Here is a 12,288-nt window from a genome sequence, read left to right on the forward strand (position 1 = left end):
ATGTAAATTTTTCTCCAGTCATCCAGGAATTATTTACCATTCAGCTAAAGCGATCGCTACTCCTGTTTGTAAATCGGATGCGATCGCAGTATCGTTCGCTAGCTGCTGTAATTGTTGATGGGCGCTTTCTGGTGCAAGATTTTTCAAAGCCGCGATCGCATGAAGTCTCACGGCTGGTTCAGGATCGGCTAACAGTAAAATTAAGGGTTCAATCGCCTGGATATTACCTAAATGTCCTAAAGCCAGCGCGATCGCACTTTTAATATGGGCAATTTCTTTAGCTGGATGGTGAGATTGCAAGATTTCTAGTAAAATTTCTGTGGCTAGTGCAGTTAATTCTGGTTTTTGCACTCTCCCTAAAACTGTCACAATTTCTTGCCACAATCTTTCTGATTTCATTTGTGCAAATGCTTGTTGCAGATACTTTAACGCTGTAGCAGTCTCTAACCAACTTAAAGCGCGAATAATTTCTAATTGCAGCTTTACCGATGAGTAGGGTGATAGCAGTACTGGAAATAAGCAATCAGCAGCTTTGTCACTACCCATCCGCGATAAAGCTATGGCTGCTGCACAAGCTACATCTTCGCTTAAGTCATGGAGTTTAGGTTGCAGCTGAGTCACCAAATCTAATGTTTGACATAAATCAGCGCGAGAAGCTAAACCTTGCACGGCGGCGAGTCTTACGGGAGTAGAGAAATCATCTAAAGCTTTTAATAATACTGGCGGGATGCGTTCATCATGAAAGCTGCTGAGGGCTTCAATGGCTGCTAACCTGATTGTAGGTTGGGTGTCTTCCACCACAGTTAACAGAGGTGCAATCGTTTCTTTACGGCGGATGTAAGTAAGCGATCGCACTGCTAACAATCTGGTACTTTCCTCTGCCAATAGTTCAGTAAGTTCCGCAATTGCTAAAGTATCCATTTGACCCAAAGCAGTAGCAACCATTAACTTGAGTTCTTGATTATCGCTGGTTTTCAGCAATTGCACCAAAGAAACAATGGTATCCGGTTGCTGAAACTCGCCTAAAATTCGCGCTGCATACCAGCGTACTTCTTCTTCTGCATCTTCATCTTCTAAGATGGCAATTAATGGTGCGATCGCCATATCACCCAACTGGGTAAAAACTTTGGTAATCTCCCAGCGTTGCTGAAAATCTCCCTGTTCTAAAATCGCCATTGCTAATTCCAGCCATTGCTCGCGATTTTGCTCAATTTCTGGATTTTTAGAGTTTACTTTTAAAGTCAACTGTTGTAAATATAGAATCAGCGATGACCAATCAGCAGCGTCATGTGCTAACTGCGCCTGCATCAAAAGCTGGTTGATGTTATTCACAACTCTTCAAAACCCCTATACTGCTAATTTGCATACTCTCATACACTACTACCGACGGACATATTAAACCTGCTTGCTGCTTTTATGTTGTTTTAATTGTTCGCCAGTTCTAATATTTTATTTTATTGTTGAAACGATAGAATTTATTTACGGCGAAAATCCAAGGATATCAAAGCTAATTGAGCGCTACCACATCAAAGCAAGTATTTAGCAAGACAACACTTACAGCAGATTGCAGAGGCGTGAGGTACAGATTAAGGAAAAATCCTATAAATATCTTTACGATGTGCGACTCGTTGGCAAATTAATGTTTGTGTTTCTTTATCAACAGTAATACCTATTCTGTAATTGCCTACGCGAATCTTATATTTATCATCGTAGCCCTGCATTTTTTGTAAATAACCTAATTCAAAGGGATTTTCTGACTCTAGTTCTTGAAAGACAATTGGTTCTATCCTTTCTCGAACATCTTCTGGTAAATTCACCAAATCTTTTAAAAACCTTTTAGTATATTCAACTTTCCACATTCTGAGTTTTCAAATATTGGTAATATTTCAATGCTTCATCTTTAGAAAGGCGTTCATCATCTTCCGACTCTGCCATTAACTTTACCAAGCCGTAGTTTTCTAATATTTCTTCAATTTTTTCAAAGTCAGCAATAGGAATTTGTACAGCAATAGGTTGCTGATTTTCATCCATGACGTAATTTTTGGTTATTTCTAGCATTTTTTTGTTTTTGAATAAGTCAATACAAAAGATGATGTCGTATAAACACAATTACTCAGTATTTCTTGGATACAAATAGTAGAAGTTAACGCTATTACTTCACTACAACTGCATCGCCTTCAATTTTAGCGGCGTAGGTTTTTAGCGGTTTATCGGCAGGGCCTTTTAGAACTTTACCATCTGTGGCAAATTCTGAGTCATGACAAGGACAGGTAAATTTTTTCCCGGCTTCATTCCATGTAACGGGACAACCTTTATGAGTGCAGTTAGGGTTTACAGCAATCAAATTGGCTGCTTGCGATTTACCAATTACTAAGACAGCACCAACTGGAGAGTCTTTCGCCAATAACTGACCGCTTTTATCTAATTCTGCTACAGAGCCTACTTTTTGCCAACCACTATCGCCTGTAGATTTTGCTTCTGGTGTGGCTGTTTGCTCAGAACAAGCGGCGATGGCTACAGGTAAAGAACTCGCTAGTAAACCTAAACCTACCCAATTAATGAAATCACGACGTTTCATGAGAAATGTTACTTTTAAGAATTTTGAAGTTTGGCGGAATAGCGATCGCTTTCCATCAGCGATTATATTATGCAGAAAATGCATCTGACGATTACATTTTTGGCAATTACTTTAAATTTTCGTAGCGATTTATACGATTTTAGCGAAAATCCACCCTTAACCTTAATAGTATGTAAATCGTTACACTTTCAGTACCCGAACATTCCTTACACAACTACCAAATGAATACACGGAAACATTTTTCCTAAAGCAATCATTTCCGCACCAAATACCCATATATAGATTATCACTGCTTTTGCCCTAGTAGACAGAGGAATGGTCAAACTACGGGTTAATTCATGATGGGCAAAAACTCGCTTTGGTTGTCCGGGATTCAAAACTTGCAATGAGAGTCAGCTCATGACAGACACAGCAACTAGCACTACAGCCAGCCTCAATAAGTTCGAGAAATTCAAGGCTGAAAAAGATGGACTTACCGTCAAAGGTGAGATAGAAAAATTTGCTAACCTTGGCTGGGAAGCAATGGATGAAACAGATCGCGATCATCGCCTGAAGTGGGTGGGTGTATTTTTTCGCCCAGTCACCCCTGGTAAATTTATGATGCGGATGCGGATACCTAACGGTATTCTCACCAGCGATCAAATGCAGGTGTTAGCAGAAGTAGTGCAGCGTTACGGTGATGATGGTAGTGCTGATATTACCACCCGCCAGAATATCCAATTGCGGGGTATCAGAATTGAAGATTTACCCGAAATCTTCAATAAAATGCACACCGTTGGTTTAACCAGCATTCAATCGGGGATGGATAACATCCGCAACATCACAGGCGATCCGGTAGCGGGATTAGATGCGGATGAATTGTTTGATACGCGGGAATTGGTGCAACAAATTCAGGATATGTTGACCAACAAAGGTCAAGGCAATCCAGAGTTTACCAATCTTCCCCGTAAGTTTAATATTGCCATTACAGGTGGAAGAGATAACTCTGTCCATGCCGAAATTAACGATTTAGCTTTCGTTCCTGCGTTTAAAGAAGGTATATTAGGCTTTAATATCCTAGTAGGCGGATTTTTCTCAGCCAAGCGTTGTGAAGCAGCAATTCCCTTAAATGCTTGGGTTGCACCGACAGATGTGGTTGCAGTCTGTAGAGCGATCGTCGAAGTATTTCGTGACAACGGCTTCCGTGCTAATCGCCAAAAAGCGCGGCTGATGTGGTTAATTGACGAATGGGGTTTAGATAAATTCCGCTTGGAAGTCGAACACCGTTTAGGGAAAGCATTTTTACCCGCAGCACCAAAAGACGAAATCGACTGGGAAAAGCGCGATCATGTTGGTGTATACAAACAAAAGCAACCAGGATTAAATTACGTAGGCTTACATATTCCTGTCGGGCGGTTTTACGCTGGGGATATGTTTGAAATTGCCCGTTTAGCCTCAGTTTACGGCAACGGTGAAATCCGGTTGACGGTAGAACAGAACGTAATTATTCCCAACATTCCCGATTCGCGGTTAGCAACATTTTTAGCTGAACCACTACTAGAAAGATTTGCCATTAATCCAGGGTTATTAACGCGATCGCTAGTTTCTTGCACAGGCGCACAATTTTGCAACTTTGCCCTAATTGAAACCAAAAACCGCGCTTTAGCCACCATTCAAGCCTTGGAATCTGAGTTAATTCTCACCCGCCCTGTCCGCATTCACTGGACTGGCTGTCCTAACTCCTGCGGACAACCACAAGTAGCCGATATCGGCTTAATGGGAACGAAAACCCGTAAAAACGGCAAAACCTTAGAAGGGGTTGACATCTACATGGGCGGTAAAGTCGGCAAAGATGCCCATTTGGGAACATGCGTTACCAAAGGCATACCCTGCGAAGACTTACAGCCAGTATTACAAGATTTACTCATCCAGCATTTCGGCGCAAAGCTCAAAGCAGAAGCCTTAGTTACCCATTAGACAAGGACAAGGGAGACAAGGAATTTTAGATTTTAGATTTTAGATTTTAGATTCAAACCCAATCCAAAATCGCAAATCCAAAATTGAATTGCCCCATGCCCCATGCCCCATGCCCATTACCACTAACAACTAACCAATGACTAATCTCTCGCGTAGAAAATTTATTTTCGCTTCCACGGCTGCGGCTGCGGCTTCTATCTTGGCTCATGGTTGTTCTTCTAGTAATTCCAGTACAACGAGCGAACAATCTCCCTCAGCAGCGCCAGCCGCTAATGTTTCTACCTCAGCTAATGCGCCTAAAGTTGAAACAACCAAAGCCAAGTTAGGATTTATCCCCCTGACAGACGCCGCACCTCTGATTATTGCTAAAGAAAAGGGCTTCTTTGCTAAATACGGCATGACTGATGTTGAAGTCATCAAGCAAAAATCTTGGCCTGTCACCCGCGATAACTTAAAAATTGGTTCTTCAGGTGATGGTATCGATGGGGCGCATATCCTCAGCCCCATGCCTTACCTGATGACAATTAATGATAAAGTCCCCATGTATCTCTTGGCGCGGTTAAATACTAACGGGCAAGCTATTTCTGTTGCTAATAAATTGAAAGATTTTAAAGTCGGCTTAGAAAGTAAAGCTTTAAAAGAGGCTGCGGAAAAAGCTAAAGCTGATAAAAAATCCATGAAAATGGCGATAACATTTCCTGGTGGAACCCACGATTTATGGATGCGCTATTGGTTAGCTGCTGGCGGAATTAACCCCGATCAAGATGTAGTTTTGGAACCTGTACCACCACCACAAATGGTAGCCAATATGAAAGTTGGTACAGTTGATGCTTTTTGTGTAGGCGAACCTTGGAATGCTCAATTGGTAAGCCAAAAGTTAGGTTATACAGCTTTAGTTACAGGCGAATTATGGAAAGATCATCCAGAAAAAGCCTTCGCTATGCGCAAAGATTGGGTTGATAAAAATCCTAACGCCGCACAAGCATTATTAATGGCAGTTTTAGAAGCACAACAATGGTGCGATAAGGCAGAAAATAAAGAGGAAATGTGCAAAATCTGTGCCGATCGCAAATACTTTAATGTTGCCGCAGCAGATATTTTAGAAAGGTCTAAAGGTAATATTGACTACGGTGATGGACGTACAGAGAAAAATTTCGCCAATAGCATGAAATTCTGGGCTGATAATGCTTCTTATCCTTATAAGAGTCACGATACTTGGTTTTTAACAGAAGATATTCGCTGGGGCTATTTGCCAAAAGATACCAAAGTCAAAGAAATTGTCGATCAAGTAAATAGAGAAGACTTATGGAAAAAAGCCGCCCAAGCAATTAATGTACCTGCTGCGGAAATTCCTACTAGTAGTTCGCGGGGAGTTGAGACTTTCTTTGATGGTGTGAAATTCGATCCAGAGAAACCAGAAGAATATCTCAATAGTTTGAAGATTAAAAAAGTTTAATCATAACTGCGATCGCTGTTTGTTGAATCAACTAAAATTACACAGGAGAAAAGAAAAATGACAGCTATTGCGGGCATTCGGATTAGCAAAAAAAAGTCCCAAAAAGCTATTAGTAAATTATTCTGGCGAAAAATTGCGCCACCAATAGCAGCGCTAGCAGTTTTTCTGGTGATTTGGCAGCTACTTTGTTTAAATCCTAGCTTTAAGTTACCAGGCCCCATTGAAACAATACAAGAAACTTGGAATCCGTTTATTATTCAGCCATTTTTTGATAATGGTGAAAGTGATAAAGGTTTAGGTTGGCAAATCCTCAATAGTTTAGGTCGAGTCGGTTTAGGATTTTCTCTAGCAGCAATTGTTGGTATTAGTTTAGGAATTGTCATCGGTGCTAATCCCCTACTATTTAATGCTGTCGATCCCCTATTTCAAGTACTGCGCACTGTACCGCCGTTAGCTTGGTTACCTATCTCACTGGCAGCATTTCAACAAGCTAACCCCTCAGCAATTTTCGTCATTTTTATTACCTCGATTTGGCCGATTATTATTAACACTACAGTTGGCGTTCAACAAATTCCCCAAGACTACGTAAATGTAGCCAGAGTTTTACGACTCAAAGGTTTTAAGTATTTCTGGAAAATAGTTTTTCCTGCTACTGTTCCCTATATCTTCACAGGCTTACGTATCGGAATTGGCTTATCTTGGTTAGCAATTGTCGCGGCAGAAATGTTAGTTGGTGGCGTCGGGATTGGCTCATTTATTTGGGATGCCTATAACACAACGACAGAGACCAATTTAAGTGAAATTATCTTAGCCCTTATCTACGTTGGTTTAGTGGGCTTAATGTTAGATAGATTAGTAGGTTTTATCGCTAGCAAAGTTGTAGCAGATCAGAAGTAGTCAATAGTCCAAAGTCAATAGTCAAAAGTAGATTATTGACTCTTGATTCTTGACAAATGACCAATGACGAATGACTAAGGACTAATAACAATGACTACTTTTGTAGAAGTCGATCATGTGGATCGGGTGTTTGATTTACCCAATGGCAGCAAATATATTGCCCTGAAAAATATTGAATTAAAAATTAAACAAGGCGAGTTTGTTTCACTCATTGGGCATTCTGGTTGTGGTAAATCTACCTTGCTGAATATCATCGCAGGTTTAGATCAAGCCAGCATTGGCGGCGTAACTTTGGAAGGGCGAGAAGTTAGAGAACCCAGCCCAGATAGGATGGTAGTATTTCAAAATTACTCCCTGCTTCCCTGGTTGACAGTACGGGAAAACATCGCCCTAGCTGTGGATGAAGTTTATAAAGATAAGCCAAAAGGCGATCGCCGGGGGATTGTTGAAGAACATATCGATATGGTAGGGTTGCGCCTCGCCGCGAATAAACGCCCTAGCGAACTATCTGGAGGAATGAAACAGCGAGTTGCGATCGCGCGTGCTTTGGCTACCCGTCCTAAGTTGTTATTGCTAGATGAACCCTTTGGTGCTTTGGATGCCCTAACAAGGGGGAGTTTGCAACAACAACTAATGAAAATCTGCAACGAACACAACGTTACTTGCGTGATGGTGACACATGATGTCGATGAGGCGTTATTGTTGAGCGATCGCATCGTCATGCTCACCAATGGGCCAGAAGCCCACATTGGACAAATTCTCGAAGTCCCCATCCCCCGCCCCCGCCAGCGTTTAGAAGTCGTAAATCATCCCAGCTACTACAATCTGCGGAACGAAATGATTTACTTCCTCAATCAGCAAAAACAAGCAAAAAAACGCCAAGCTGCACAAACTCAAGCACCCGTCATCATCTCCCGCAACGGCTTAGAAAAGGTAAATCTAGACATCGGCTTTTTACCCCTCACCGATGCAGCACCATTAATTGTGGCTCAAGAAAAAGGTTTCTTTGCCCAATACGGCTTAGAACAAATCACCCTCAGCCGCGAAACCAGTTGGAAAGACATCGCCAAAGGCGTAGGTACTGGCAGATTAGACGCAGCCCAAATGGTAGCCGGTATGCCCCTCGCCCTCACTTTAGGCGCTGGTGGTAAAAAGTCCATTCCTATAGTCAACGCCTTAAACCTTTCCCGCAACGCTAACGCCATCACATTCAGCAAAAGATTATATAGCCAAGGCGTGAGAACCCTCGCTGACTTAAAAGCAGCAATTAACGCTTCTCCCGACCAAATTTTAACCTTGGGAATCGTCCACCCCACATCCATGCAGAACCTCATCCTGCGTTACTGGTTAGCAGCCGGGGGAATCGATCCCGACACAGACGTTAGCCTGACAGTCATCCCGCCCACAGAAATGGTTTCCCAACTCAAAGCCGGCAATATTGACGGTTACTGTGCTGGCGAACCTTGGAACTACCGTGCTGTTCATGAAGATGTCGGCTTTATCGCTGCTACCGCCTTAGAAATTTGGTCAGGACAGCCGAAAAAAGTCTTGGGAGTGCGGGAAGAATGGGCGCAGAAATATCCAGAAACTTATCTAGCTTTAGTCAAAGCCCTCTTAGAAGCTTGTAAATACTGCGACGACTTCCGCAACCGCGAAGAAATTGTCGAATTAATCTGTCGTCCTGAATACCTAAATACAAATCCTGCATACATCCGTCCTGGTTTTACCGATCCCTACGATCGCGGTGACGGTACAGCACCCCAAGAATTAGCCAGATATAACCAGTTTTACCTCAATCAAACCAACTATCCCAACCGCACCGAATTGTTATGGATGGTAACTCAGCTAGCACGTTGGGGTTTAGTCAGCTTCCCCAAAAACTGGGTAGAAGTAATTGACCGAGTTTGTCGCACAGACATATTCGGCGCAGCTGCACGCGATCTTGGCATTCTCGACATCGGTCAAGACGATCCCATTCATTTATTTGATGGTAAAGTTTTTAACCCATCAGAGCCACTAGAATACCTCAACAGCTTGGAAATCAAACGCCAAGTCCGTGTTGAAGAAGTATTTATTTAGTCAATGGTCAATGGTCAATAGTCAATAGCATTGATCTATTGCATGAATATTACTCGCTAAACTCATTTTCTCTTTCTCTTCTTATTTCTTTCTTCGTGTACTTCGTGTCTTCTCTGCGAGACGCTTCGCGAACGCGGTTCGTTTTTTAGCATTGCATAATTGCCAGATGATTTATCTCACGCAGAGACGCAGCGAAAAGTCTGAGCGGAGGTTTCCTCCGATCAGAACTTTTCAAGACAGAGGCGCAGAGAAGAGATTTTACAAATAACTAGCTTAAATATCAAATAACCATGCAAACAGCCAAAAAAACCACCAATACAACCCAAACCAACCACCTACAACCAAAGAAAGCCGAAAACTTTCTCGTAATCGAAGGCGTAAGCAAAATTTACCCCACCCCCGAAGGCCCTTACACCGTATTAGACGGAATTGACCTAAAAGTTCGTGAAGGTGAATTTGTTTGCATCATTGGTCATTCTGGCTGCGGTAAATCAACCTTACTCAACATGATATCCGGGTTCAACACCCCCACCGATGGCGTTGTTCTTTTGCAAGACCAACCCATCACCGAACCAGGCCCCGATAGAATGATGGTATTCCAAAACTATTGCCTTTTACCTTGGCTAAACGTCTTTGATAACGTTTACCTAGCGGTAGATTCAGTATTTCCGAAAAAACCCCAAGCCGAAAAAAGAGCAATTGTCAGAGAACATTTAGCGATGGTAGGGTTAACAGAAGCTGCTGATAAAAAACCCAGCCAAATTTCTGGGGGAATGAAACAGCGAGTTGCGATCGCTCGCGCTCTCTCCATTCGTCCCCAAGTTCTGATTCTCGATGAACCCTTTGGTGCATTAGACGCCATCACCAAAGAAGAATTACAAGAAGAACTACTGCAAATCTGGCGCGATCACCAAGTTACCGTCTTGATGATTACCCATGATATTGATGAAGCTCTATTCTTAGCCGACAGAGTAGTCATGATGACAAATGGCCCATCTGCGCAAATTGGGGAAATATTAGAGATTCCCTTCGCTCGTCCCCGCAATCGTCGCCGCATCATGGAAGACCCAGAATACTATAACTTGCGGAACTATGCTTTAGACTTCTTGTATCGCCGTTACGCTCACGATGATGAGTAATCAAAATTAGAAAAATTCTTTGGCAAAGGTATTGAATACCAATCCCAATACTGCTCGGTTAAGCTCAAAAACCTTAACCCGCGTAGGTTGGGTTTCGTTCCTCAACCGAGCAGTATTGATACCAATCCAATATGAAGATGCATATAATCTAGCCTGCGCAGGCAGGCTTTGTAATGATAGCCCCAGGCTTACAGCCTGAGGGCGTTAATTTTTAGCCTCACATAGAATTGGTAGAAGTATGATTTTTAACGCATAGCTCCGATGCCATTTTTACATTAATACTAACAAACTGTAATTGTAGATACAAATCAACCTGTTAGGTAAGCATAATTTAGTATTAACAACATCTTACGTACTCCCGAATATTCCACTAATCAGGGAGTAAGAATTTTAGATTTAAATCCAGCACCAATAAATAACGAAAAATATCTAAATTCATCAGGGTAATTAAACATTATCCCTGTATTGCTCCATGCAATTTTGTAATTGAGGAAACTTTGAATGCTCAAAGGATTATTTTCATTCAGGGATCGCTATCGTATCCTGCATCAGACTTGGTTTGCCTTTTTTCTCACCTTTGTCTGTTGGTTTAACTTTGCTCCCTTTGCCACAACTATCGGTAAGCAATTACATTTAGCACCTGAGCAAATTAAAACTTTGGGCATTTGTAACCTCGCTTTGACAATTCCAGCAAGGTTAATTATTGGAATGTTACTGGATCGTTTTGGCCCCAGAATTACCTATTCAATACTATTAATGTTTGCGGCTGTTCCTTGTTTAGCAACAGCATTATCACAGGATTTTAATCAATTAGTAATCAGTCGCTTACTAATGGGAATTGTGGGTTCTGGGTTCGTTGTCGGTATCCGCATGGTAGCTGAATGGTTCCCACCTAAAGAGATGGGAAGCGCTCAAGGTATTTATGGCGGTTGGGGTAATTTTGGTGCTTTTGGTGCAGAATTCGCTCTACCAATGATTGCTGTAGCGACAAGCTTTTTAGCTGGTGGCGCTTCTAACTGGCGATTTGCGATCGCACTTACAGGAATTGTTGCTGCTATCTACGGCGTAATTTATTACAACAGCGTTCAAGATACACCTACTGGTAAAGTTTACAAAAAACCGAAGAAAAATGGTGCTTTAGAAGTAACTAGCATTAAAAGCTTCTGGGCAATGATTATCTCCAATTTTGGGTTAATATTTGCCTTGGGTTTATTAGCTTGGCGTTTAGAACAAAAGAATATTCATTTTTTGACTTTAAGTCAAATGTATTTGGTTTGGTTTCTCTTAGCAGGATTATTCGCTTACCAAACCTATAAAGCTTATCAAGTTAACAAAGAATTGCTAATAGGAAAGAAAACTTACCCAGCTTTGCAACGCTATCATTTTAACCAAGTTGCATTACTTGAATTCACTTATGTAACTAACTTTGGTAGTGAATTAGCAGTAGTTTCTATGCTCCCAGCGTTCTTTGAAAAAACCTTTGCCTTAGAGCATGTAGTCGCAGGGATGATTGCTGCAACATATCCCTTTTTAAACTTAATTTCTCGTCCTAGTGGTGGCTTAATTTCTGATAAATTTGGCTCGCGCAAATGGACAATGACAATTATTAGCGCTGGTATTGGTGTCGGTTATTTAATGGCACATTTTATTAGTAGTAGCTGGCCAATTCCGTTAGCGATCGCAGTTACAATGTTCGCTGCTTACTTTGCTCAAGCTGGCTGCGGTGCTACCTACGGCATTGTACCTCTAATTAAAAAAGAAGCTACCGGACAAATTGCCGGGAATGTCGGTGCTTACGGGAATTTTGGTGGTGTAGTATACCTCACGATTTTCAGCCTCACCGATGCATCAACCCTCTTTACCACAATGGGTATAGCCGCTTTAATTTGCGCCTTTATGTGTGCTTTCTTCCTCAAAGAACCGCAAAATTCCTTCGCTGGTGCTTATGAAAGCAACTCATCAGAAACAATCGCACCACCTCCACAGATTTTAGCTGAAGAGTAATTTTAGGGCATTGGGCATGGGTGATTTTTCACCTGTTATGTGTATCCCTAATCCCTAGCCCCTAGTGGTCTGTCCCATTAAATATGATTGGTAAAAAACGAACCGCGTTCGCGAAGCGTCTCGCAGAGAAGACACGAAGTACTCAAAGAAAGAGGAAAAGAAGAGAACGAGAAAATGTG

General features: G+C 41.9%; 10 protein-coding genes. 6 read left to right on the forward strand and 4 right to left on the reverse strand.

Annotation, left to right across the window (positions count from 1 at the left end; genetic code table 11):
- Positions 1-33 precede the first annotated feature (33 nt).
- The 4 genes from AACW45_RS02500 to AACW45_RS02515 form a co-directional block, all read right to left on the reverse strand.
- Positions 34-1,332 (reverse strand): HEAT repeat domain-containing protein, encoded by a 1,299-nt coding sequence (locus tag AACW45_RS02500; protein WP_313933712.1) that lies wholly within the window; start codon positions 1,330-1,332, stop codon positions 34-36.
- 254 nt (positions 1,333-1,586) lie between these two features.
- The gene (locus AACW45_RS02505) at positions 1,587-1,859 is read right to left on the reverse strand and encodes a type II toxin-antitoxin system RelE family toxin (protein ID WP_190627260.1); all 273 of its coding nucleotides are present in this window, start codon (positions 1,857-1,859) and stop codon (positions 1,587-1,589) included.
- Positions 1,846-2,058, reverse strand: a complete 213-nt coding sequence (locus tag AACW45_RS02510) for a hypothetical protein (protein ID WP_190627262.1) — start codon at positions 2,056-2,058, stop codon at positions 1,846-1,848. The genes AACW45_RS02505 and AACW45_RS02510 overlap by 14 nt, the downstream gene beginning before the upstream one ends.
- A 94-nt stretch (positions 2,059-2,152) precedes the next feature.
- Positions 2,153-2,578, reverse strand: coding sequence for a QcrA and Rieske domain-containing protein (locus AACW45_RS02515; RefSeq protein WP_190627264.1), 426 nt, complete (start codon positions 2,576-2,578; stop codon positions 2,153-2,155).
- Positions 2,579-2,977: 399 nt separating this feature from the next.
- Between AACW45_RS02515 and AACW45_RS02520 the strand changes: the two genes are divergently transcribed.
- The 6 genes from AACW45_RS02520 to AACW45_RS02545 all read left to right on the forward strand — a co-directional run bounded on the left by AACW45_RS02520 (position 2,978) and on the right by AACW45_RS02545 (position 12,109).
- Positions 2,978-4,534 carry a ferredoxin--nitrite reductase gene (locus AACW45_RS02520; RefSeq protein WP_190627267.1) on the forward strand — a complete coding sequence of 519 codons (1,557 nt, stop codon included), beginning with the start codon at positions 2,978-2,980 and terminating at the stop codon, positions 4,532-4,534.
- 136 nt (positions 4,535-4,670) lie between these two features.
- Entirely contained in the window at positions 4,671-5,990 is a 1,320-nt protein-coding gene (locus tag AACW45_RS02525) for a CmpA/NrtA family ABC transporter substrate-binding protein (protein ID WP_190627269.1), read from the forward strand.
- 57 nt (positions 5,991-6,047) lie between these two features.
- Positions 6,048-6,887: a nitrate ABC transporter permease gene (ntrB, locus tag AACW45_RS02530; RefSeq protein WP_190627271.1), complete on the forward strand. Its 840-nt coding sequence runs from the start codon at positions 6,048-6,050 to the stop codon at positions 6,885-6,887.
- Between the two features lie 90 nt (positions 6,888-6,977).
- The gene (locus AACW45_RS02535; RefSeq protein WP_190627273.1) at positions 6,978-8,966 is read left to right on the forward strand and encodes an ABC transporter ATP-binding/substrate-binding protein; all 1,989 of its coding nucleotides are present in this window, start codon (positions 6,978-6,980) and stop codon (positions 8,964-8,966) included.
- A gap of 290 nt (positions 8,967-9,256) precedes the next feature.
- Complete coding sequence (locus tag AACW45_RS02540) at positions 9,257-10,105, forward strand: nitrate ABC transporter ATP-binding protein (RefSeq protein ID WP_190627275.1); 849 nt, start codon at positions 9,257-9,259, stop codon at positions 10,103-10,105.
- 501 nt (positions 10,106-10,606) lie between these two features.
- Positions 10,607-12,109 carry a NarK family nitrate/nitrite MFS transporter gene (locus AACW45_RS02545; protein WP_190627278.1) on the forward strand — a complete coding sequence of 501 codons (1,503 nt, stop codon included), beginning with the start codon at positions 10,607-10,609 and terminating at the stop codon, positions 12,107-12,109.
- Positions 12,110-12,288: the final 179 nt, after the last annotated feature.

Origin of the sequence: Calothrix sp. FACHB-168, assembly GCF_963889195.1 — a bacterium.
Classification (GTDB): domain Bacteria; phylum Cyanobacteriota; class Cyanobacteriia; order Cyanobacteriales; family Nostocaceae; genus Aulosira; species Aulosira anomala_A.